Source organism: Schaalia odontolytica (assembly GCF_005696695.1).
GTDB classification, from domain to species: Bacteria; Actinomycetota; Actinomycetes; order Actinomycetales; family Actinomycetaceae; genus Pauljensenia; species Pauljensenia odontolytica_C.
Genome location: NZ_CP040006.1, coordinates 1,185,343 through 1,209,294, shown reverse-complemented (window position 1 = coordinate 1,209,294; position 23,952 = coordinate 1,185,343). Strand labels below are relative to the sequence as shown.

Genomic DNA, 23,952 nt, shown 5'->3' with positions numbered 1-23,952 from the left:
TGTCTCAAATCGTCGACCACGCAACGATACCGCGTCCGATGCGGTCCTTCGCGGCCTCGGCTTTACGTGCAAGCTCGCCGCTAGACGACGCCGACGCAATCTGGCCGAGGCAGTCCATGACCTGACGCATCCAGCGGACGAAGTCTCCAGCCTGGATCGGCGTGGCATCAATCGCCGTGGCCAGCGTCGAGCCGTGCGCCCATGCAAGTGTGGCAGCCATCAGACCGGCATCGAGGCTCGGGGTGAGGTCGCAGCCACAGGCCTTTTCGACGCGGTGCACGCGCTCCAGGGTAGCCAGGCTCTCGTGCCAGGCTTCCTGCAGTCGAATGCCGACGCCCGCAGGGGCCAGCTGCTGCGCATCGTCGTCGGAGCGAGAATCGTAGACGAGCGCAGACACCATCGACGCGAGCTCCGCCTCGTCGAGCTCATTCCACGTGCCCTCGTTCATCGACATGGCCACCACCAAGTCGCGCTCACCGAAGATTCGGCGCAAGCGCTGACCCGAGTCTGTCACCTCGTCGCCAGCCAAAAAGCCGAGGCGCTCGAGGACCGCGCAGACACGATCGAACTGGGCGGCCACGGAACCCGTCTGGGAGTCGATCGACGAGCGGAGACGCTCGATCTCGCGCGCCAGGCGCGCCCACTGGGCGCCCGCCCGAGCGTGCTCCTCGCGGTGCGGGCAGCGGTGCACCGGATGCTGACGCATCGCGGTGCGCAGTGCCGAGACCGGATCCGAGGCCTGCGTGGAATCTACCGGCACCTCGTAGATGCCCTTGGCAGCGCCGGAACGCAGCTCCCCTGCGATGCGTGTGCGCTCCTTCGTGCGCCGTAGCGCAGACCCACCGGGAATTGACATGTGGCCGACGACAGCAATTGCACCGCGCACGTCTTCGGGGCCAGGGCCCTCCACGTGGCGTCCTCCCCGATCACCGAGACCTCGACTCTGCCCGAGGCGCTGGTGGCTTTCGCCCCAACGACACACAGGCGTGTCTTGCGGCCACGAGTCAGTGCGAGGACGTCACCCGGGCGCACGCCGGACAGAAGACGACGCGATTCATCTCGTGCCTCGCGCTTGCGCGCTCGTGCACCGGACTTCTCCGCCTGACCCAACTGGTCGCGCAGGGTCAGGTACTCGCGGACGTCACCGTGGGAACACGACAGGTCCTCGGCCGTCGCGTCGCGCTGAGCCTCCAGCTCGGTCAGTCGCGAAGCGAGCGCGACGACAGCGGAGTCGGCCTGATACTGCGCGAAAGAGGACTCCAGGACCTTGCGAGTCTGGGCACGTGTCGATCGCGCGAGCAGGTTGACGACCATGTTGTACGTCGGAGTGAACGCGGAAATCAACGGGTATGTACGCTTTGAGGCGAGGGCTGCGACCTCTTCGGGTGCCACTCCCCCACGATGTGAGACGACAGCGTGGCCTTCGGTGTCGATACCGCGACGCCCCGCGCGTCCCGAGAGCTGCGTGTATTCACCGGCGGACAGAGAGACGTGTGCCGAGCCGTTCCACTTCGTCAGCGATTCGATGACGACTGTGCGCGCGGGCATATTGATGCCAAGCGCGAGAGTCTCGGTCGCGTACACCATCTTGACGAGGCCGCGCGAAAACAGGTGCTCGACGCTCTCCTTCATGAGGGGCAGCATGCCGGCGTGGTGGGCGGCGATGCCGCGCATGAGGCCGCGTTTCCACGCCTCGGCGCCGAGGACGATGGCATCCTCGGGAGGAAGGAGCGCGATGACTTCATCCACGTAGCTCTCGATCTCGGCGGCCTCCGAGCGGGTCGTCAGCGTGATGCGCGTAGAGAGGATCTGGCGCACCGCATCCTCGCATCCTGCCCGCGAGAAGATGAACGTGATGGCGGGTAGCAGCCGCGCGCGATCAAGAGAAATCAGGGTCGAGGGACGCGACTCGCGACGCACGCGAACCTCACGGTTCCACGAGCGCGAGCCACGCCCGCCGCGTATCCTGGAGTCCCGCGTCGCTGCCACAAGCTCGGGATTAAGCTTTCCCTTGCCGGTGGGTGCGTACAGGTCAAAGATGTCCTCGCCGACAATCATGTGCTGATAGAGCGGGACGGGACGCTTTTCGGACACGATGATCTCGCAGGTGGAGCGCACTTCTCGGATCCAGGCCCCGAACTCCTCGGCGTTCGACACCGTCGCGGACAGGGCGATGATCGCGACGTGTGCGGGCAGGTGAATGATCACTTCCTCCCACACCGGGCCGCGCATCTTATCCGCCAGGTAATGGACCTCGTCGAGGATGACGACGCCCAAGTCGCTCAGGGACGCGCCCGCGTAGATCATGTTGCGCAGGACCTCTGTCGTCATGACGACGACCGGGGCACCGGAGTTCACCGACGTGTCTCCGGTCGCCAGGCCGACGTTGTCCGCGCCGTATAGGTCGCACAGCTCTAGGTACTTCTGGTTGGACAGTGCCTTGATCGGCGTCGTGTAGAACGCGCGCATTCCCTGCTCGAGGGCGACGTAGGCGCCGAACTGGCCGACGATTGTCTTTCCCGCACCGGTAGGGGCGGCAACGAGGACGGAGCTGCCAGCCTCGACGGCATCGAGTGCCTGGATCTGGAACGGGTCCGGGGTGAAGCTCAGCGTGGACACCCAGCGCGCGCGTAGCGACGAGGCGGCCATCGCCTCGGCCTTGTACGCTGCGTAGCGCTGGGCTGCACTGCCCACGCCGAGACCGACTTCCTCCTCGCGCTGGGTGACGTTCTCAGCATCCCGGGTGCGGTGTCGACGTCGTTTGGGGCTCACGATGCATCCTCTCGGCTCCAGATCGACAAAACTGAGCGCGCATGGCGTGCGGCTTCGTCGCGCATGTCAGGTGTTGCTGCGCGCAGGTGTGGGGCAATGTCGATGAGGAGGCTCAGGCCCCACTGTTCGTTCCAGACGGGCAGGGTGATGCGCGCTCCCCCGCCGTCCAGCTCGGCGATGATGTGACCGTCGTATTCGTCGGCGATCCACCGGGCATCGCGATCGATGTCGAGCGTCCAGGTGGGTGCGTCATGACGCACGCGCCGCGGTTCTTCGACGCGCGGGCCCTCGCCACGCACGTCGCTGATCGACACGACCGCGAAGCTGCGAGCCTCCCCCGCGCGAGTGCACCAGCCGCGCAGCAGCCAGCCGCTCGCGCTCGCCTCGAGCGACCACGGGTCGACGATGCGGCGCGTGCGAACGCCAGAAGCGGACACGTAGGTGAAAGACACTCGTTCTTCGCGCAGGAGGGCATCGCGCAGACTTTCGAGGCTCTCGCTCGACGAGGCCAGAGACGGAATCGCCTCCACGTGCTGTTCGGCGTCGGCCTCTTTCAGACCCCCGAGCGCGCAGACGACGAGGGCGGCATGCGGAACATGAGCGGCAAGATCCGTGCCAAGCAGCGGGGTGATCGCAGACAGCCCGATGAGCAGAGCCTGCGCCTCTAGCGTGGACAGGCGCAGCGGTGCCGAGGCGCCCAGCGTCGAGCGTAGTGACACGCGCTGTTCGTGTTCGTAGAGCTCCCAATCGACCTCGAAAGACGCGCCGGGCAGTGAATCTCCAACGGACGCTAGATACTCGATATCACGACGCACCTGTCGGCGAGTTCGATGGAAATGCGCAGCGATCTCATCGACGCTCGCGCCCGGGTGCTCACTCATCCACGCCACCATCGAAGCGAGGCGGACAACGGCCAACTGTACGTTCTCAGGCATCGTGCTCACCCCACTTGGCAGCCGCGCGCAGGCGCATCACCATCGCGTCGCGCAGGGACTCGGGCGCGACGACGACCACGTCAGATGCCAGGGGAAGAAGACGACCCATCCACGTTCCCAATTCTGCGCCTTCGAGTGCGACGCGCTCCCAGCCATGCCGAGGCGAACCGTGCTCCTCAGATGCTGCCCCGGCCTCGTAACCATGGAGAAGCGTGCGTGCAGTGCAGTCCCCACGCACGTCGACGACGGGAGAGACGAACGATGACACACGCGGAAACGCTGCTCCTTCGGGCGGGAGCGATGCATCTCCAGGCTCCCCGATGAATGAAATCTGGGAGCGAATGCGCGACACACGGAATGTACGCTCGCTGCCGCGATCGAGGTCCCATCCCCATAGGTATAAGGCGCGGCCCTGGACCGACAGGGCCCACGGCTCGACGGAGCGCTCAGTGAGCTCGTGCGACCCTGGGTATTCGAAGCACACCACGCGCCGCTCGCGAATTGCCTGCGACAACACGGTGGCTGCCCCGAGGCCGGTGAGACCCAGGCGAATTGTCGGAGCAGGAACGTCGTCGGAGGAAGCTGCGGCTGCCTTCGCATCGATCGCGTCGGCGAAAAATTCGCTGCTATCCCACGCGCGTGCGGCCAGCGACATGAGCGCTCGGTCGGTACTCATCACTTCGATGCCGGGCGCAAAAGAATCCCAGGCGATGCTGTAACGCTCCCCCGAGTGAATCGTCATGTGGGCACCAGCGTCACGCAGCGCATCTTTGTCTCGTTGAAACTGCGTTTCAAAGGCATCGTCCGCGAGCCCCTGATATCCGGGAAGAGCACGCAATTGCGCCTTCGTGCGCCCGGGACGCGCGCCCAGGAGCTCCACAAAAAGCTCGAGGACGCGCACGTTAGCGTTGACAGCGGTACTCACCCGCCTACCCTACGCGAAACGCACGCGTCCCGGGCATACGGCGCACCGTTTAGGACTGAGGCGACGCGGCATCAGCTGTGCTCGCGTACTCGTTGGTCACGATGACGGTCGGATCGACGTCTCCTTCGAGGACCCCAATCGACGTCAGGAACGACACCATGGAAGACCACGTAGCAAAGTCCTGCATGCCGTCAGCGTGGGCATCGTCTCCAAGCCACAGAGGAACGGTCGCAGCGAGTACAGCATTGGCTGCGGCCAGAGACGTCTCGTCGCTGAGCGTCGTATCCCACTTTGCCGTCGCGTCAATCGCAACCTGGGGATCGGCCGCGATCGCGTTCATCGCCTCGGTGGTTGCGGACACGACCGCGCGTGCCGCATCGGGGTGGGCCTGCGCCCATTCGCGCGTCGTAATAATCGAGGCCGCCACCAGCGGAGTCGAGGCTCCATCCAGCGGGATCTCCCGGATGTCGATGCCCGCGAGTCTCATCTGCACCGCGTCATTGTTGGTAAATCCAACGACTGCGTCCACCTGGCCAGCTGCGAGGGCCGCCTGCTGTGTGTAGCCGATCGACGAAATGGTCACGTCTGACGTCTGCAGGCCACCGGCCTTGATAGCGGCAAGAGTGGCGTAGTAGCTCGAACCATACTCACCCGGAATGCCGATGTTCTTTCCGGCGAGGTCAGCCAGGCTCGTGATCGATGACGAGGCAGGGACGATGACACTCCCCGGGTAGGTCGCGTAATACTGGCCAATCGACACGAGGTCCATACCCTGCGAGGCGGCGACCGCTGCCTCGTCGCCGGAGGCAATGACCACGTCCTCCTGGCCGGCGAGAAGCGCCGTGAACAGGCCCTCGTCCGAGCCGTGATGGCGAACGGTGGGCGTGATGCCGGCGTCGTTATACAGCCCCTGAGAATCAGCGACATAGACGGGGGCAAACTGCACGTTCGGGATGTAGGTCAGACCGATCGTCACGTCCGAGGCGCCCTGCGAGGACGTGCCCGACTGCGTGGCACCGGGACCGACTGTGCAAGCGCCCAGTACCAGCGAGGCGCTGGCAGCGATAACGGTCGCGCGAACGATAGCGGAAAGCTTCAAGGGATGTCTCCTTCACTGCGTGATCGCGTAGCGTTTCGACCGCTCGATTCGATACACGATGACGTACAAAATTGTTGCCATGATGCACAGGATCGCGATGACGACAAACATGCCGGCGGTGTCCACGTTGCTTCTCATTTGAGTGAGTACCTGCCCGAGCCCGGACCCTCCCATGACCATCTCCCCCACGACTGCGCCCGTCACAGACAGAGCAAACCCGTTACGCAGGCCGCCCAGAATCGCGGGGGCGGCAAGAGGTAGCTCCATATGTGCGGCCATCGTCCAGCCCGTCGCGCCGTCGAGCGCGGCGGCTTCGAGAAGCTCGCGATCGATATGACGTAAACCGACGACGGTGGACACGAGGATCGGGAAAAACACCATCAGCGCGCACAGCACGATGACCGGCGTGATGCCATACCCGACCCACAGCACGAGGATGGGGGCGATTGCGATGGCGGGCAACGCTTGGGTTGCTCCAAGGAAGGGTTCCACCGCGGCGGCCAACAGCCGCCATCGGTAGATCGCATACGCGAGTGGCAGCGCAACGACCGTTCCGAGCGCGCACCCTGCGATAGCCTCGCCTCCCGTCACCGCAATCTGGCGCCAGGTGGCAGGGCGCTGGAGCAGCGCCAAGCCTTTTCGGGCAACAGCAAACGGATCGGGCAGACGCCAGGCTTCGATGCCGGTCAGCATCGTCGTCAGCCACCATCCCGCCAGCACAAGGGCAAGGAAGATGATCGGTGCCGCGACGGTGAGCGCACCGCAGGGCTTGTTCCGAATTGCCACGACTTACTTTCCGACACCGGGGGTACGCGCAGCACAGCAGACGCACGGATGCGCCTCATGCACTCCTCCCATCCGGACTTTAACCGTCGGTGCCGGAATTTCACCGGCTCAACCACCCTCGTTCTGTGAAGGCGGGTCGCGGACTATCACCGCCGGTTCGGACTTTCACCGACCCCGGAGTACTCGTGTGCCATTGTGCCACCGACCGTCGCGCTGCGCGAGGCGTATCCGCTATGAAAGAAAAGGCGGCCGGACGGGATCTCGTCCCGTTCCGGCCGCCGAAATAAGTGTGCGATCAGTGTGAATGGGCGTTGGCGAGTTCGCGCAGCGCCTCCACCTCACGATGAGCGTCTTCCGCACGGAAGACTGCGGAACCCGCGACGAAGTTGTCGGCGCCGGCCTCGGCCGCGCGCTCGATGGTCGCACGCGAGATACCGCCATCGACCTGGATCGACACCTGCAGCCCTGCGGCGTTGATCGCGGCGCGCGTGCGCTCGATCTTCGGGATCATCTGCTCGATGAAAGACTGGCCACCGAAGCCGGGCTCAACCGTCATGATGAGGATCATGTCGAACTCGTTGAGGATGTCGACGAACGGTGCGATGTCAGTCGCCGGCTTCAGAGCCAGGCCGGCGCGTGCACCGATGCGGTGCAGCTCGCGCGCCAGGCGCAGCGGCGCCGCCGCGGCCTCTGCGTGGAAGGTGACGGACTCACAACCGACCTCCGCATACTGCGGAGCCCAACGATCCGGATCTTCGATCATGAGGTGCGCGTCGACCGGCAGAATGCCGGACTTGACGACAGCCTCCGCGACGGGCAGACCCCACGACAGGTTGGGGACGAAATGGTTGTCCATGACGTCGACGTGAGCGATATCCGCTCCTGCGATCTTGGTGAGCTCACCGCGCAGGTCAGCGATGTCGCAGTTGAGGATCGACGGGCTAATTGTGGCGTTCATAACGCATATGCTAGCGCTTGCGCAGGCAGGCTACAAACATTAGATCCGTGCCGAAACGGTGATCCCAGAGCTGGAGCGTCCGACCGCTAAACCCCTTGATAACGCCCGCAGATGCCGGCACGTCCAGCGCTTCAGGTGCGCATTCGTTTGCGAGCGCCACGGTGTCAAGCAGCTCAACCTCGCCGGCCTTGAGCAGACGCTCAACCTGTTCACGCGTCTCGGCCGCGTGCGGCGAACACGTGATGTATGTGAGAACGCCTCCGGGGCGTGTCAGCGCGACTGCTCGATCGAGGAGTTCGCGCTGGAGAACAGTCAGCTCCTCCACGTCCGCGGGCGTGCGGTTCCAACGGGACTCGGGGCGTCGGCGCATCGAGCCCATGCCCGAGCAGGGGGCATCGACGACGACACGGTCAAATGAGCCGAGGGGCCATGCGCTCTGACCGCCACCGAAGGTACGACCGTCGCCGCTCACGACCTCGATGGAGTCGAACTGGCGTGTCGTGCGCTCCACGAGGCGGGCGCGGTGCGGGTGCACTTCGTTGGCGGTCACACGTGCTCCCACGCCTGCAGCAAGGCCGGCGAGAAGCGCGGCCTTACCGCCGGGACCCGCACACAGGTCGAGCCAGCGCTCGTCGGAGCCGCCCTCGAGCGGTGCGGACGCGGCGATGAGCGCCGCAAGCTGCGATCCCTCATCCTGTGCGCCGGCACGGCCGTCGCGAATCGAGGGCAGGCGCGCCGGATCACCGGATTCGAGGAGCACTGCATACGGGGAGACAGCACCCAGGGCGACGCGTGTGTCGAGAATATCCTCGGCCTCGTCGGCGAGTTCATCGACGCTCATCAACGACGGGCGAGCCACCAGAGTGACCGTGGGAACCTCGTTATCAGCCTCGAGAACGTCGAGAAGTTCATCCTCGGGGTAGCCGTGGGCCTTCAGGGCCTCACGGAACGCAGCGACCATCCACGCCGGGTGCGAGAAACGCACGCCGAGAGCCTCATCCTCATTGGCGATGGCATCCATGGCTGCCTCACGCTCGGACGGATCCTCGCGGGTGATCGAGCGCAACACGGCATTGACGAAACGCACGGGGCCATCCGTCAGGTGCTCACGCGCGATGTCCACAGTCGCCGACACAGCAGCATGATCAGGCACTCGCATGTCGAGGAGCTGGTGGGCGCCCATACGCAGAACGACGAGCGCACGCGGATCGAGATCAGCCAGGGGACGGTCGATATGACGGGAGATCACCCAGTCGAGTCGACCGATTGCACGCAGCGTGCCGTGGACGAGCTCGGAGGTGAAGGCAGCATCGCGATCGGAGAAGTGACCGTCACGCCGGGCCTGACGCAGAACCTTCGGCAACACGATGTTTGCGAACGCGCCCTGGGTCTCGACCTCGTGAAGAACGTCGTAGGCAATACGACGGGGCTCATCGGCCTTGCGCAGCTTGCGGTAGCCGTCCGCGTAACGCCTCTCGCTCATCGCTCACCCTCCAGCTCTCCACCAAGGCGAAGGTCTTCGGAAGGCCGCGCTCCCCTCGCCCAGGCGGCCGCGTCCATCCAGGACTTACCGGCCGGCGCCACCTTTCCGAGCACGAGAGCACCGCTCGTACACCCGACGGTGACCTGCTTCTTCGTCACTTCGAGCTGCCCGGGAGCGAGATCGTCACGGTCCACGGGCGTTGCCTTGTCGAGCTTCATGCGTGCCCCGCCCGGCAACACCGTGTAGGCGCCGGGATTGGGCGTCACAGAACGAATGACGCGATCCTCGTACCCGGCATCGTGCGTGAATGACACGTAGCCGTCGACGTGCTCGAGGCGGCGAGCATGCGTGATGCCCTCGGAAGGCTGCGGAGTAGCGCTTGCGCTGCCAGCGGCGAGCGCATCGACAACGCCGAGCACCTGGTCCGCCCCGGCCTCGGCCATGGATGAGAGCAGCTCGCCCGCGCTCTCATGTCCGATCGGAACCTCGACGCGCGAATAGACGTCGCCGGTATCCAGGCCCTCCTCGAGGTTGAACACGCAGGACGCGGTCGTCGCATCCCCCTCGCGAATCGCCCACTGGACAGGAGCAGCTCCGCGCCACCTCGGCAGATCCGAGAAATGCAGGTTGACCCACCCGTGTACGGGCATTGCCAGCACGTTCAGGGGGACGAGGCCGCCGTAAGCAACAACGACACCAAGGTCCGCCTGCACGTCCTCGATGCGCTGAGCGATGTCGGGGGTCTTCAGCGTCGTTGTCTCCAACAGCTCCACGCCGAATTCGGTGGCAACCTCTGCCACCGGTGACGGGTACATCGTCTTTCCGCGGCCGCGCCGAGCCGGCGGGCGCGTGATGACGAGGGCGACCTCGTGGGACGACGACAGCAGGGCCCGCAGTGTGGGAACTGCGGCCTCGGGGGTACCAGCAAAAATAATGCGCACGGCCGCCAGTTTACGGCACTACGCAGGCCCTGACTCAGAAGAGCTCGGGTGGGTTCACGCTCATTTTGACGAGTGGAACCTTGCGCGCACTGCGTGAGCGTCGAATATCGGTAAGCACCGCGAGCATCGACGTCGCCCCGGCCAACGGGCTGCGCACCAGTGTGCGTACTTCGTTTTCCTCGCCCTCGCGCGTCGCCGGGCGCACGACGGTGCCGACCAGCTCAGCTCCTCCATCGCGAATCACCTGTTCGGCGACCTGACGGACCTGAGCCGCTGGCCCATCGAGGGCAACCATCGTCGTGGCCGGAAAGAAGCCCAGGGCCTCGCGCTCATCGAGAAGACGATCGGCGTAGTCGGTGGGGGCCCAGCGCACGAGTGCCTGCCCCAACGCATCGGGAATCGTCCCGACGACGAGGCCGGGGTGGCCTGGGCGGACAAGGGACAGCGCGTTGAGCCACCGCCGGGCAGCCTCCTCCGGGGCCCACAGTTCGGCTCGCCCAGCCAGAGCGTGCGCGTCGAGGATGATGGCGGCGGCGTAGCCACCGTCCACGTCTGGCTCAGCTCCCGGCGTAGCAACGACGACCGTGGGGCGTGAGTGCAGTTGGCGGGTGATTCTGTGTGCAGCCGATGACTCGAGGACCGATGCGTCCGGCAGGTTGCGCGCGATCTCTTCGGCGGTGCGCGTCGATCCCACGCGAGCTGCGCGGAGCTCTGTTCCCGAGCAGTGTGGGCACCGCCAAGTACCAGTGGCGCGGGCGCACCACGAACAGGTGACCTCTCCCCCGCTATTGACTGCGAGAGGACCCGAGCAATGGCGGCAGCGCGCTCGCTCGCTGCAACGGCGGCACACGACCGTGGGCCAATAGCCGGACGCTGCGACCTGGATGAGAACGAGGCCTTCGCGCAGGCCCTGGCGAATCATGCGCAACGCTGCCGGGGGAATGCGCATGTGGCCGCTGGCGCCCTCACGTTCTGCTTCCGTCGCGCCGTGCAGATGCACGCGTGGAGTCGCGTCGCGCAGCGCGCCGGGCACCGGATCGAGACTGACCGCCCATCCAGAACGGACGAGAGCCTGTGCCTTCACGGAGCGTGCGAAGGAAGCAACAAGGAGCCCTGCGCCCTCCACCGCGCACCGCTGCACGGCAATATCAAGAACGTCGCAGCGAGGGAACCTGCGCTCTCGCAGTCGATCGTCGCCGTCGTTGCAGATGACAATGAGGCCCAGCTTCGCACACGGAACCCACGCGGCCGACCGCGTGCCGACCACAATCGGAAGACGCCCGAGTGTCGCGGCTACGTGGATACGGTAACGCTCCTCGGGCGCCACCTCACCGCCCGTCACAGCGACGGGCACCCCGAGGTCCTCCTCAAGTGCGCGTGCGTAGCGCGCGGCGTCCTCTCCGGTGGCAGCAACGATGATGGCGCTGCGCCCCGACGAAACAGTGGCAGCGATGGCATCCGACAGACACGCGCGCATCCGGGGACGCAGGGCGGTCACGACTGCACGCGGAGACTCTCCGGCTGCAAGGCGGTGAAGTAACGCGTCGCCAGCACGATAGGATGCCCAGCCTTCAGAAACAGTCGGAGCGTCAACGGATGGCCACGCCGACGCGTGTGCCTGTACGACAGTCTTTTCGCCGCGTGCATGTCGCGGAGGGATAGCGAGCGACAGGACCTGCGACGTCGTAGCAAGAAAGCGATGTGCGATGCGACGCGCGGCCTCATACAGTGCGGGCGTCAACACCGGGATCGCAGACGATACCGATTCGATCTGCGCGGCATCGTCAAGCACATCGCGACGTGTACGCTCAACGATCCAGCCGTCCACGCGCGTGCCGGAAAACCGCACGCGAACTGCGCGGCCAACCTCGGCCTCGTCGATGAACTTGTCTGGAACGACGTAATCGAGCGGCCGATCCATGTGCGGCAGATCGACGTCAACGAGCACGCGTGCGATCTCCGCGGCCCGAGACCGCGGCGGATCGAAACCGTCAAGCATGCCCTGTTGGGAAGTCATGATCCTAGTGAATCACGGCCAGCACACATCTGCGTCCCGCTCTCAGCCGAGAAGCTTCAGCCCGTACTTCGCGACCACCATGGCAAGGACACCAAAGATGATCAGACCCCACAGGGCCCAGTCGAGACCCTGGGCGACGATACGACGCAGACCCTCGGGCGCCGGGATGACGCCATCGCGAATATTGATGCGAGTGATTCCACCAAAGACGAGGGTTGTCGTCAGGGTGATCAAGAGGCACCACGGGCACAGCACCTGGATGATGAAATACGACTGTCCGAACAGCCAGAACGCAAAGAACAGCGCGATCGTGTACAGCAGGTTCGTGCCCAGCATGTACCAGCGCGGGAACTTCACGCCAGCAAAAATGGCGACGGAAATAGCGAGAACCACGGCCTCGAAAAAGATGCCGAGGAACGCATTGGGAAAGCCGAGGATTCGTGCCTGCCACGTCTGCGCGACCGCTGAACACGACAGCACAGATGAAATATCGCAGCCGAAGCGCGCCGATGAGTTAGCGGCGAGCTGCCACGCCTCAATCGAGAGGACAAACGACGTGACGAGGCCGATGAAGCCGGAAATCATCATTTCCAGGCTCGTGCGCCGACGCCACGCGCGCCGAGCGCCCTCAGTCTCGTACGACGGCAGGTAGTCCTCGGCTTCCACTGCCTCGCTCATGCGAGCGCAGCCTTCAGCTGGTCAACGCGGTTGGTCGCCTCCCACGGGAACTGGTCGCGACCGAAGTGGCCGTACGCAGCGGTCTCGCGGTAGATCGGACGCAGCAGATCGAGGTCTTCAATCATGCCGAGGGGACGCAGGTCGAAAACCTCGCGGATGGCATCCGCGATGCGCTCCTCGGGCACGGAAGCAGTCCCGAAGGTATCAACATACAGGCCGATCGGGCGAGCGCGTCCAATCGCGTAGGCAAGCTGAATTTCGCAACGCTGAGCGATGCCGGCGGCAACGACGTTCTTGGCCACCCAACGGGCGGCGTAGGTCGCGGAACGATCGACCTTAGACGGGTCCTTGCCGGAGAAGGCGCCGCCGCCATGACGGGCCATGCCACCGTAGGTGTCGACGATGATCTTGCGGCCGGTCAGGCCGGCGTCCGCGGCGGGACCACCCAAAACGAAACGACCCGACGGGTTGATGAGAGTCGTCATGGAGCCGGTAGCCAGTGCGAGGCCGGACTCTTCTATGACGGGGTTAATGACATAGTCACGCACCGCGTCGGCGATCGCGGACTGCGACAGCGCCTCGTCGTGCTGGGTGGACACGACGACCGTGTCGATACCCACCGGGCGACCGTCCTCGTAAGCGAGAGTCACCTGAGTCTTGCCGTCGGGACGCAGCCCTTCAACGATGCCCTGCTTGCGAACGTCAGTCAGGCGCTTCGCGAGGCGGTGCGCCAGCCAAATGGGGGCGGGCATGAGGTCCGGGGTATCCGAAGAAGCGTAGCCAAACATGATGCCCTGGTCGCCCGCGCCGAGACGGTCGCGCGGGTCACCGCCCTGGGTGCCGCGCACCTCAAGAGCTTCATCAACGCCGCCGGCAATGTCTGGGCTCTGACCGTCGAGCGACACGGACACGCCACAGGAGGCGCCGTCGAAGCCAACGCGTGACGAGTCGTAGCCGATCGACAGGATCTCGCGACGCACGATCTCCGGGATCTCAACGTACGCCTCGGTCGTCACCTCACCGGCGATGTGGATGAGACCGGTTGCCGCCATCGTCTCGACGGCAACGCGCGAGCGGGGATCGGCGGCAAGCAGCGCGTCGAGGATCGCATCGGAAATACGGTCACAGACCTTGTCGGGGTGACCTTCGGTAACGGACTCAGAAGAAAAAAGCTGTTGACTCACCGCTTTAGATTATCAAGGAATGAAGCCATATGGCCGACAAGACCAGCGGCCACCTCATCCTTTGAGCCGACGTAACGGCCAGCGATGGTCCCGCGTGCATCAAGGAGTCGAATGTCGTTGGGTACGTCGCCGAATCCGACGCTCTCCCCCACCCGATTCAGGCAGATGAAATCAGCTCCCTTTCGTGCTGCCTTATCAGCGCCGTAGGCGAGAATCTCCTCGTCGGTGCCGGTCTCTGCGGCGAATCCGACGACGAGGGGCGGGCGCTGGTCGCTGTGCCCGATCTCGGCGAGGATATCGGGGTTACGAACCAGGCGAATCGTCGGAGCTTCCTCGTTGGATGGGTCCTTCTTGATCTTCGACTCCGAGGCGGCCTCGGGCCGGAAATCCGCGACAGCTGCCGTCATCACGAGGGCATCGGCATCGGCCACCTGCGCGAACGTTGCCTCGCGCATCTGCAGGGTGCTTCCCACTCGCGTCACCTGCACGGCCGTCGGCAACGTAGCGAGCAAAGCCGACTCGATGTTTGCAGCGATCACGCGTACCGTTGCGCCGGCTCGCGCCGCTGCCGACGCGATCGCCAGTCCCTGACGGCCGGACGACTTATTGCCCAGAAAACGTACCGGATCGATGGGTTCACGCGTACCGCCGGCCGTCACAACAACCGTGCGACCAGCAAGAGCACTCGATGCCTGCTCGTGAGCAGCGAGGATCTCGAGAGCCGCCCGCGCGATGTCCCCAGGTTCGGGAAGGCGGCCAACACCGCTGTCGCCAGATCCGAGTGCGCCAGAAGCAGGTTCGATGACGTGGAAGCCGCGCTCGCGAAGCGTCTTCACGTTTGCCTGCGTGGCTGGTGCCAGCCACATGTTGGAGTGCATCGCCGGGGCAACGACAACGGGAGCGTCCGATGCAAGAACCGTCAGTGACACCATGTCGTCGGCGAAGCCAGCGGCGAGGCGCGCCAAAGAATTCGCGGTCGCCGGCACGACGATGATGAGATCCGCGATGCGAGCGAGCTCCACATGCTCGGCGCGCCCCTCCCCCGCGATATCCACGGCGACCGGGCGGGACGTGATGCCCTCCCAGGTGGAACGGCCAACGAAATCCAAAGACGCGCGCGTCGCAGCGACATACACGTCGTGGCCCGCGCGTTGACACTCGCGGACCACGATGGGTGCTTTGAAGGCTGCGACGCCGCCGGTCACGCCGACGACGATCGTTGCCATGTCAGGCCTCGGGGTTAGCTTCGAGAGACAGGAGGCCTTCGTTGATCTCACGCAGGGAAACCGCAAGCGGCTTCTCATCCGGCTGCACGTCGACGACCGGACCCACGAACTGGATCATGTTCTGCTGAAGCTGCAGATTGTAAGAGTTAATCTGGCGCGCACGCTTCGCGGCGAAGATAACCAGCGCGTACTTGGAATCGACGTGCTCCAGCAGATCGTCAATGGGCGGGGACGTGATGCCCACGGGCTGGGCAACAATTCCGGACATGCGTGTATTCCTCTCAGTGGCGGATTCAGATAGATACTACTCCAGGCCAATGAGCCGAGCCAGCTCATCCACCGCGCGCTCCACGTCGTCGTTGATCACAACATGGTCAAACTCCGAGGCAGCCTCGAGCTCAACGCGGGCGGTAGCCAGACGGCGAGCCTGTTCCTCGGGGCCTTCCGTGCCGCGGCCAATGAGGCGACGCTCGAGCTCCTCCCACGAAGGTGGAGCCAAGAAAATGAACTGTGCGTCGGGCCTGTTGGTGCGGACCTGGCGCGCGCCGGCCAGGTCGATCTCAAGAAGCACGGGCTTGCCAGCAGCGAGGGCTTCATCGACGGGTCCGCGAGGCGTCCCGTACTTGTTTTTCCCATGAACAAGCGCCCACTCCAACATGTCTCCGCGTTCGATCATTGCATCGAACTCTTGGGCGGAGACAAAGTAGTAGTGGACGCCGTTCAGTTCACCGGGCCGAGGATCGCGAGTTGTTGCCGAGACCGACACGTTGAGCGTCGGGTAGCGCTTCGTGAGCGCAGCGACAACAGTTCCCTTTCCAACGGCTGTAGGGCCAGCGAGGACAGTCAGTTGAGCCTTAGTCATGACTCAAGTGTGCCACGCTTGACCGCGTCAGCCGAAACGCTCGACGAGCGCCTTCCGCTGGACGGGGCCGAGGCCACGCACGCGCCTGCTCTGGGCGATCTTGTACTCGTCCATCAGTACGGCAGCCGTGTTCGTGCCGACGCGCGGCAGCGACTCCAGTAGCGAAACGACCTTCATCTTCGCGACTGCTTCGTCTGAATCAGCGAGTTCCAAAACCTCCGAGAGGTTCATCGAGCGCGCCTTGAGCGCGTTCTTCACTTCGGCGCGACGCCTCCGTGCCTGCGTTGCCTTCTCGAGAGCTTGCGCCCTCTGTTCTGGCGTGAGATCAGGTAGTGCCATTCTGATCATCTCCTCGGTTGGGATCTTCGGTAAATAAGCTATGTCACCTTCCAGACCACTAGTGCCAGACCAAAACGCTGCTTCTTTAGTAACACAGCAGATTATTGCAGCGAATCGACCGTTGCACGGTAGGCGTCTCGAAGGCCGGCGATGCTGGGGCCTGAGCGCAAGATTGCACGGGAAGACGAGGCGAGGACAGCATCTTCGGCGCCGGCGAAAACCTCCCTGACCTGCGCGGGGCCAGCGCCCTGTGCGCCCACTCCTGGAGCCAAAAAAGCGCCATTCAGTGAGGCGAGATCGATGCCCAAACGCTTCACCGCATCGCCGACCGTGGCCCCGACGACGATGCCAGCAGGGCCTAGGTGTTGTTGGTCACACTGGCTGTTAAAGTCCGCCAGTTGGGACACGACGCGGCCCGCAACGCTGGTTCCGTCCTCGCCGCGGGCGTGCTGAACGGAGGCTCCCTCGGGGTTGGAGGTGAGTGCCAAGACGAACACTCCCCTGCCGGTCTGGCGCGCCAACTCGAGGGCGGGGGTCAGCGATCCGACGCCGAGGTAGGGCGAGAGCGTGACGGCGTCGCCCGCCAGCGGCGAAGAATCGGATAGGAATGCCTGCGCATAGCCGTCCATCGTCGAGCCGATGTCACCGCGCTTGGCATCCACGATGCACAGCGTGCCGACCTCGCGGCAGGCGGCGATGACTTCCTCGAGCACAGCGACGCCTCGAGAGCCGTGCCGTTCGAAAAACGCTGCCTGAGGCTTGAAGGCGGCGACACGACCGCCGAGCGCCTCGATGACGCGAAGAGAGAACTCTCGCACACCGTTCGCGTCGTCGTCAAGTCCCCATTCCTGCAGCAGGCCCGCGTGAGGATCGATGCCCACGCACACGGGTCCATACGCGCGCATAGCGGCGTACAGGCGGTCGCCGAAGCCGACCGAGGTGGCAGGCTTGATTCCGGAAGTAGTCATCGCGTTTCCTCCGCTCGAATGGAATCCCATTCCTGCAGCGAGCGCACGGAGTATGCGCCGCGCATTCGCACTTCGATGGCCTGCACCATCGCGTTGAACGCCTGCAGCGTGGTCACCGCTGGGCGGTCCTGCGAGGCTGCGGCCGCACGGATCTGATAGCCATCATTACGCGGTGCGCTGCGCTGAGGCGTGTTGACGACCATGTCGATCGCGCCCTCGTTGATGAGGTCGACGACCGTTGGCTCGCCGCCGTCGCCGCGGCCCTCGGAGGACTTACGAACGGCCTGGGCCTCGATGCCATTGCGGCGCAGGACCGATGCCGTTCCGGAGGTTGCGAGGATGTTAAAGCCCATCTCGTGCATGCGGGCGGCCGGCAGAACGATCGCTCGCTTGTCGGTATCTGCGATGGAAATGAAGACGGTGCCCGACGTCGGCATGTCGGTCGAAGCGCCGAGCTGGGACTTGGCGAATGCCGTCGGGAAGTCGCGGTCGATACCCATGACCTCGCCGGTCGAGCGCATCTCGGGACCGAGGACGGTGTCGACGATTTCGCCGCCTGCCGTGCGGAAGCGCTTGAAGGGTAGGACGGCTGCCTTCACCGCGATCGAGCCACCGTCGTGGATCTCGCGGGCGTCGCGGGCGGGCAGCAGGCCCTCCTCGCGCAACGAGGCGATCGTCGCACCCACCTGAATGAGAGCGGCGGCCTTCGCGAGCTGCACACCCGTCGCCTTCGACGCGAAGGGAACGGTACGCGAGGCACGCGGGTTCGCCTCGATGACATAGAGAGTGTCGGAGAGCAGAGCAAACTGGATGTTGATGAGGCCGCGCACACCGACGCCGCGAGCGATCGCCTCGGTGGAGGCCGTGATGCGCTCGAGCTCGCGCGCGGACAGCGTCATCGGAGGCAGTACGCAGGAGGAGTCACCCGAGTGAATGCCAGCTTCCTCAATGTGCTCCATGATCGCGCCCATGAAGAGCTCTTCGCCGTCGTACAGGGCGTCGACATCGATCTCGATGGCCGCGTCCAGGAATCGGTCGATGAGGAGCGGGCCGCGCGAGAACAGCAGCTCGGAGTCGTGGCTTGCGAGGTATTCGCGGAGCGCCGGCTCGTCGTTGATGATCGCCATGCCGCGTCCGCCCAGCACGAAGGAGGGGCGAACGAGTACCGGGTAGCCGACCTGCTCAGCAACGGCGATAACCTGCTCGGGCGTGTTCGCGGTGTCGTGCGCGGGAGCCGGGCACTGCGCCGCCTCAAGAACCTTGCCGAACTCCTCGCGGTCCTCGGCCAGGTCGATGGCGCGCGGGCTAGTGCCCAGGATCGGCACGCCGGCGCGCTCGAGATCTGCGGCGAGCGACAGCGGGGTCTGGCCGCCAAGCTGCACGATCATGCCCTTGACGGGGCCGGCGGTGCACTCGGCGCGGTAGATCTCCAGGACGTCCTCGAGCGTGAGGGGCTCAAAGTAGAGGCGGTCGGAGATGTCGTAGTCGGTCGACACCGTTTCGGGGTTGCAGTTGACCATGATGGTCTCGTAGTGCTCGCGCAGCGACATGGCCGCGTGCACGCACGAGTAGTCGAACTCGATGCCCTGACCGATGCGGTTGGGACCGGCACCCAGGATGATGACGGCTTCGCGCTCGCGCGGACGAACCTCGTTTTCCTGGTCGTAGGTCGAGTAGTGGTAGGGCGTGCGGGCCGCGAACTCGGCGGCGCAGGTGTCGACCGTCTTGAAGACGGGGTGGATGCCAAACGCGCCGCGCACCTCGCGCACCGTGTCCTCGGACAGGCCGCGCATCGCTGCGATCTGACGGTCGGAGAAGCCGTGACGCTTCGCCTCGGCGAGGACGTCGCCCGTGAGCGCCTCGGCCTCGCGAATGCGAGTTGCGACTTCGTCGAGGAGGAACATCTGGTCGAGGAACCACGGGTCGATCTTCGTCGACTCGAAGAGTTCCTCGAGGGTCGCACCACCTCGGATTGCCTGCTGGACCTGGACGAGGCGCCCCTCGGTGCCGACTGCGGCGGCCTCAACGAGAGCGCGGGTCTCCTCGGGCGTGGGCGCGTCGCCGTCCCAGTGGAACTGCACGCCGCCCTTATCGATCGAGCGCAGGGCCTTCTGCAGCGCCTCCGTGTAGGAGCGGCCGATCGCCATGGCCTCGCCCACGGCCTTCATCGAGGTCGTGAGGGTCGGGTCGGCGGCCGGGAACTTCTCGAAGGTGAAGCGCGGGACCTTGACGACCACGTAGTCGAGCGTCGGCTCGAACGAGGCCGGGGTCGAGCCCGTGATGTCGTTCGGAATCTCGTCGAGGGTATAGCCGGTGGCGAGGCGCGCGGCGATCTTCGCGATCGGGAAGCCCGTCGCCTTCGAGGCCAGCGCGGACGAACGCGACACGCGCGGGTTCATCTCGATGACGATAATGCGACCCGTCTCGGGGTGGATCGCGAACTGGATGTTACAGCCGCCCGTGTCCACGCCCACGGCGCGAATGACGGCGATACCAATGTCGCGCAGTCGCTGCATCTCGCGGTCGGTAAGGGTCAGCGCCGGAGCGACCGTGATCGAGTCGCCCGTGTGCACGCCGACCGGGTCGACGTTCTCGATCGAACACACGACGACGACGTTGTCCGCCTTGTCGCGCATGAGTTCGAGCTCGTATTCCTTCCAGCCGAGGATCGACTCCTCGAGGAGAACCTCGGTCGTGATCGAGGCGGCCAGGCCCTGGCCGGCGATGCGCTCGAGGTCTTCGGGGGTGTAAGCAAAACCGGAGCCAAGCCCGCCCATCGTGAAGGAGGGACGAACGACGAGGGGGTAGCCGAGCTCGGCGGCGGCCGCGTGGCACTCCTCCATCGTGTGGGCGATGAAGGAACGCGCGACCTCGGCGCCGGAGCGCTCGACGATCTCCTTGAACTCCTCGCGGTCCTCACCGGCGCGAATCGCGTCGATCGATGCGCCGATCAGCTCGACGTTGAAACGCTCAAGAACGCCCATTTCAGACAGTGCGACGGCCGTGTTCAGCGCCGTCTGGCCACCCAGCGTGGGAAGCAGCGCATCGGGACGCTCCTTGTCGATGATCGAGGCCACGACCTCCGGGGTGATCGGCTCAACGTAGGTGGCGTCGGCGATGCCCGGGTCGGTCATGATGGTCGCCGGGTTGGAGTTGACGAGGATGACGCGCAGGCCCTCCTCCTTCAGCACGCGGCATGCCTGCGTGCCCGAGTAGTCGAACTCGCACGCCTGGCCGATGACAATGGGACCCGATCCGATGACGAGGACGGAGGATAGGTCGTTCCTGCGGGGCATCAGTGGGTCTCCTTAGCGGCAGTCATCAGGGAAATAAAGCGATCGAAGAGCAGCTCGCCGTCGTGCGGGCCTGCAGCTGCCTCGGGGTGGTACTGAACGGAGAAGGCGGGAATGTCCAGGGCACGCAGGCCCTCGACGACACCGTCGTTGAGGCCGACGTGCGAGACCTCGACGCGCCCGTAGCGGCCCGACTCGAAGGGAGCGACCGAGGGCTCCCCCACCGGAGCATCCACCGCGAAGCCGTGGTTGTGAGCGGTGATCTCCACGCGGCCCGTGGCCACGTCCTTCACCGGCTGGTTGATGCCGCGGTGACCATAGTCCAGCTTGTAGGTGCCGTAGCCAAGCGCACGGCCGAAGAGCTGGTGACCGAAGCAAATGCCGAAGTACGGAATACCCGCGTCGAGGACGGCGCGCAGCACGCCGATCTCGCGGTCGGCCGTCGAGGGGTCACCGGGTCCGTTGGAGAAGAAGACGCCGTCCGGCTTCAGTGCCTCGATGTCCGCGAAGGACGCGGTGGAGGGCACCACGTAGACGCGCGCTCCACGCGCAGCCAGGTGGTACGGCGTGCGCGACTTGATACCCAGGTCGACAGCGACGACGCGCGCGATGGGTTCCTTGCCCTCGAAGTCGCCGAGAGGCTCCACCACGTAGGTTTCGTCCGTCGACACCTCGGCGGCGAGTGCCTGGCCGCTCATCGCGGGCGACTCGGCGACGATGCGCATGAGGGAGGCCACGGCCTCGTCCCCCAGGTACTGCGCGCCCACGGGCAGCGCGTCACCCGAGAAGATGCCGGCGCGCATCGCTCCGCGCTCGCGGATGTGGCGGGTGATCGCACGGGTGTCGACGTCCGCGATGCCGACGATGCCCTGAGAGATCAGTTCGTCCTCAAGCTCGCGGCGCGAGCGCCAGTTGGAGGCGCGGCGGGCGGCATCGCGCACGACGAAGCCCGCGACCCAGATGCGTGAGGACTCGGGATCCTCGTCGTTGACGCCGGTGTTACCGATGTGCGGGGCGGTCATGACGACGATCTGGCGGTGGTACGACGGGTCGGTGAGTGTCTCCTGGTAGCCGGTCATGCCGGTCGAGAACACGATCTCGCCGAGCGTGCGGCCCTTCGCGCCCCATGCGCGGCCCTTGAAAACGGTGCCGTCCTCCAGGACGAGCAGAGCGATATCGGACGTGGTCATCGGTCCTCCTTGGCAATCGGGGTGGCGTCGACGACCGTCGGGACGCCGTTGTAGATCGTGTAACGCACCTGTCCGGGCAGTTCCATGCCGCGGAAGGGGCAGTTCGTGGAGCGTGTCCACTGCTTGGCGGGGTCAACTGTCACGCGCACCGTCGCATCGACGAGGGTGACGTGTGCGGGGGCGCCGACGACCAGGCCCTGGCCCTGCGATTCCACGCGGCCAATCTGGGCGGGAACAGTCGACATCACGCGTGCGACGTCCGCCCAGTCCATACGGCCCGTGTTCACCATCGTCTCGATGATGATCGGCAGCGCCGTTTCCAGGCCGGTCATGCCGAATGCGCCGGCCTGCCACTCGCAGTCCTTCATCTCGAGGGGATGCGGAGCGTGGTCAGTGCCGATGCAGTCGATCGTGCCGTCGGCGAGGCCTTCGCGCACCGCCTCGACGTCCTCGGCACGGCGCAGCGGCGGGTTCACCTTGTAAAGCGGGTCGTAGGTGGCGGCCAGCTGCTCGGTCAGGAGCAGGTGGTGAGGCGTGGCCTCGGCCGTGATATCCACACCCTGTGCCTTACCCCAGCGCACGAGGTCAACCGAACCCGCGGTCGACAGGTGACACACGTGCAGGCGCGAGCCGACGTGCTTGGCGAGCAGGATGTCGCGGGCGATGATCGCCTCTTCAGCGACAGCCGGCCAACCGGCCAGACCGAGCTCGCCGGACAGCGTCGACTCGTTCATCTGAGCGCCCTCGGTAAGGGCCGGGTCCTGGCTGTGCTGGGCGATCACCCCGCCGAAGCCCTTGACGTATTCGAGGGCGCGGCGCATGAGGACGGGATCGGACACGCACTTGCCGTCGTCGGAGAAGACGCGGACCTTCGAGCGCGAACGGGCCATCGAGCCGAGCGAAGCGAGCTGCTTGCCTTCCAGGCCCTTGGTGACGGCGCCGACGGGACGAACCTCGACCCAGTCGGCCTCCTCGCCCAGGCGCAGCACCTGGTCGACGATGGCTGCCGTATCCTGCGTGGGCGTCGTGTTGGCCATCGCGTGGACGGCCGTGTAGCCGCCGACCGCGGCCGCTCGCGTGCCGGTGAAGACGGTCTCGGCGTCCTCGCCGCCGGGCTGGCGCAGGTGGGTGTGGATGTCGACGAGGCCGGGCAGGGCGATCAGGCCCTCAGCGTCGATGACGCGCGGGTCACGCACGGCGTTGCGGGCGTCGGCCCCGATCGCGACGATGGTGCCACCGGACAGCGCAATGTCAGTGGGCTCGCCGCCGAGCAGCGAGGCGCCGGTGATCAGGATGTCACGGGTCTGTTCAGTCATTGCTGTGTCCTTCCGATGCGAGAAGCAGGTAGAGGGCGGCCATGCGGATGCACACACCGTTCGACACCTGTTCGACGATGACAGATTGGTCTGAGTCGGCTGCCTCGGCGCAGATTTCGAGGCCTCGGTTCATCGGGCCGGGATGCATGACGACAGCGTTGGGCGCCAGTGTGGCGAAGCGTGCTGGGGTGAGGCCGTACTCCGCGTGGTAGGCGCCGGGCGACGGGAAGAAACCACCGCCCGCGCTCGACATGCGCTCGCGCTGCACGCGCAGCATCATGACCGCGTCGGGGCGGCTCGCCAGGGCCTCGTCAAAGTTGTAGGAGGTGTCGCAGTTCCAAGTCTCCACGCCGATCGGCAGGAGCGTCGGGGGTGCTACGAGGGTGACGCGGGCACCCAGGAGCGTCAGGAGATCGACGTTGGAGCGCGCCACGCGCGAGTGGAGGACGTCGCCGACGATAACGACGTGTGCGCCGTCGAGGCCGGAGCCGGGGGCGGGCGTTCCATCCTCGCCGAGCGACGGTGCGTAGTGGCGGCGCAGGGTCATCGCGTCGAGCAGTGCCTGCGTCGGATGCTGGTGGGTGCCGTCACCCGCGTTGAGGACCGGCAGATTCATCCAGCCGGCGTGCGCGAGACGGTGTGCCGCGCCCGACGAGGAGTGGCGCACGATGACCGCGTCCGCGCCCATGGCCTCCAGCGTGAGCGCGGTGTCCTTCAGGGACTCGCCCTTGGAAACCGAGGAGCCGCGGGACTGGAAGTTGATGACGTCGGCGCTCAGGCGCTTAGCGGCGGTCTCAAAGGAGATGCGGGTGCGCGTCGAATCCTCGAAAAAGAGGTTGACGACGGTTTTTCCCTGAAGCGTCGGAAGCTTCTTCACGCCATGGCGCTGAGTGGCGGCCATCTGCTCCGCCGTGTCGAGGATCAGAATCGCCTCCTCGCGCGTCAAATCACGGATCGAAATGAGATGGCTCAGGCTCATC

Annotated in this window: 19 protein-coding genes, 1 pseudogene and 1 riboswitch; all 20 genes and pseudogenes read right to left on the bottom strand. The window is 65.4% G+C overall.

Annotated features, from left to right (window positions below):
• Positions 1-4 precede the first annotated feature (4 nt).
• The 20 genes and pseudogenes from FBF35_RS05330 to FBF35_RS05235 all read right to left on the bottom strand — a co-directional run bounded on the left by FBF35_RS05330 (position 5) and on the right by FBF35_RS05235 (position 23,951).
• Positions 5-2,772, bottom strand: a pseudogene (locus FBF35_RS05330) (DEAD/DEAH box helicase).
• Positions 2,769-3,707 (bottom strand): helix-turn-helix transcriptional regulator, encoded by a 939-nt coding sequence (locus tag FBF35_RS05325; protein ID WP_060567291.1) that lies wholly within the window; start codon positions 3,705-3,707, stop codon positions 2,769-2,771. Before FBF35_RS05325 ends, FBF35_RS05330 begins: the two are co-directional and overlap by 4 nt.
• Entirely contained in the window at positions 3,700-4,632 is a 933-nt protein-coding gene (locus tag FBF35_RS05320) for a helix-turn-helix transcriptional regulator (RefSeq protein ID WP_060567290.1), read from the bottom strand. Before FBF35_RS05320 ends, FBF35_RS05325 begins: the two co-directional genes overlap by 8 nt.
• A 49-nt stretch (positions 4,633-4,681) precedes the next feature.
• Positions 4,682-5,731 (bottom strand): ABC transporter substrate-binding protein, encoded by a 1,050-nt coding sequence (locus FBF35_RS05315; protein ID WP_060567289.1) that lies wholly within the window; start codon positions 5,729-5,731, stop codon positions 4,682-4,684.
• Positions 5,732-5,743: 12 nt separating this feature from the next.
• On the bottom strand, positions 5,744-6,517 hold the full coding sequence (locus tag FBF35_RS05310) for an ABC transporter permease (protein WP_060567288.1): 774 nt from the start codon (positions 6,515-6,517) through the stop codon (positions 5,744-5,746).
• 56 nt (positions 6,518-6,573) lie between these two features.
• A riboswitch (FMN riboswitch) is annotated at positions 6,574-6,703 on the bottom strand.
• Between the two features lie 109 nt (positions 6,704-6,812).
• Positions 6,813-7,475: a ribulose-phosphate 3-epimerase gene (gene rpe / locus FBF35_RS05305; RefSeq protein ID WP_034466910.1), complete on the bottom strand. Its 663-nt coding sequence runs from the start codon at positions 7,473-7,475 to the stop codon at positions 6,813-6,815.
• 10 nt (positions 7,476-7,485) lie between these two features.
• Positions 7,486-8,958: a transcription antitermination factor NusB gene (locus FBF35_RS05300; protein ID WP_060567287.1), complete on the bottom strand. Its 1,473-nt coding sequence runs from the start codon at positions 8,956-8,958 to the stop codon at positions 7,486-7,488.
• Complete coding sequence (locus FBF35_RS05295) at positions 8,955-9,899, bottom strand: methionyl-tRNA formyltransferase (protein ID WP_060567286.1); 945 nt, start codon at positions 9,897-9,899, stop codon at positions 8,955-8,957. Before FBF35_RS05295 ends, FBF35_RS05300 begins: the two co-directional genes overlap by 4 nt.
• 34 nt (positions 9,900-9,933) lie before the next feature.
• Entirely contained in the window at positions 9,934-11,916 is a 1,983-nt protein-coding gene (locus tag FBF35_RS05290; protein ID WP_060567285.1) for a hypothetical protein, read from the bottom strand.
• Between the two features lie 42 nt (positions 11,917-11,958).
• Positions 11,959-12,594: a vitamin K epoxide reductase family protein gene (locus FBF35_RS05285; protein WP_060567284.1), complete on the bottom strand. Its 636-nt coding sequence runs from the start codon at positions 12,592-12,594 to the stop codon at positions 11,959-11,961.
• Complete coding sequence (gene metK, locus FBF35_RS05280) at positions 12,591-13,778, bottom strand: methionine adenosyltransferase (RefSeq protein WP_060567283.1); 1,188 nt, start codon at positions 13,776-13,778, stop codon at positions 12,591-12,593. The genes FBF35_RS05285 and metK overlap by 4 nt, the downstream gene beginning before the upstream one ends.
• The gene (gene coaBC, locus FBF35_RS05275; RefSeq protein WP_060567282.1) at positions 13,775-15,004 is read right to left on the bottom strand and encodes a bifunctional phosphopantothenoylcysteine decarboxylase/phosphopantothenate--cysteine ligase CoaBC; all 1,230 of its coding nucleotides are present in this window, start codon (positions 15,002-15,004) and stop codon (positions 13,775-13,777) included. The genes metK and coaBC overlap by 4 nt, the downstream gene beginning before the upstream one ends.
• Before the next feature lies 1 nt (position 15,005).
• Positions 15,006-15,272, bottom strand: coding sequence for a DNA-directed RNA polymerase subunit omega (rpoZ, locus tag FBF35_RS05270; protein ID WP_003792400.1), 267 nt, complete (start codon positions 15,270-15,272; stop codon positions 15,006-15,008).
• A 36-nt stretch (positions 15,273-15,308) separates the two neighbouring features.
• Positions 15,309-15,866: a guanylate kinase gene (gene gmk / locus FBF35_RS05265; protein WP_003792399.1), complete on the bottom strand. Its 558-nt coding sequence runs from the start codon at positions 15,864-15,866 to the stop codon at positions 15,309-15,311.
• A gap of 27 nt (positions 15,867-15,893) precedes the next feature.
• Complete coding sequence (mihF, locus tag FBF35_RS05260) at positions 15,894-16,205, bottom strand: integration host factor, actinobacterial type (RefSeq protein ID WP_007589281.1); 312 nt, start codon at positions 16,203-16,205, stop codon at positions 15,894-15,896.
• Positions 16,206-16,306: 101 nt separating this feature from the next.
• A complete protein-coding gene (gene pyrF / locus FBF35_RS05255) occupies positions 16,307-17,173 on the bottom strand; it encodes an orotidine-5'-phosphate decarboxylase (RefSeq protein WP_060567281.1) in 867 nt (288 codons plus the stop codon).
• Positions 17,170-20,469 carry a carbamoyl-phosphate synthase large subunit gene (gene carB / locus FBF35_RS05250; protein ID WP_060567280.1) on the bottom strand — a complete coding sequence of 1,100 codons (3,300 nt, stop codon included), beginning with the start codon at positions 20,467-20,469 and terminating at the stop codon, positions 17,170-17,172. The genes pyrF and carB overlap by 4 nt, the downstream gene beginning before the upstream one ends.
• The gene (gene carA, locus FBF35_RS05245; RefSeq protein ID WP_060567279.1) at positions 20,469-21,656 is read right to left on the bottom strand and encodes a glutamine-hydrolyzing carbamoyl-phosphate synthase small subunit; all 1,188 of its coding nucleotides are present in this window, start codon (positions 21,654-21,656) and stop codon (positions 20,469-20,471) included. The genes carB and carA overlap by 1 nt, the downstream gene beginning before the upstream one ends.
• Positions 21,653-22,972, bottom strand: a complete 1,320-nt coding sequence (locus FBF35_RS05240; protein ID WP_060567278.1) for a dihydroorotase — start codon at positions 22,970-22,972, stop codon at positions 21,653-21,655. Before FBF35_RS05240 ends, carA begins: the two co-directional genes overlap by 4 nt.
• Entirely contained in the window at positions 22,965-23,951 is a 987-nt protein-coding gene (locus tag FBF35_RS05235) for an aspartate carbamoyltransferase catalytic subunit (RefSeq protein WP_060567277.1), read from the bottom strand. The genes FBF35_RS05240 and FBF35_RS05235 overlap by 8 nt, the downstream gene beginning before the upstream one ends.
• Position 23,952: the final 1 nt, after the last annotated feature.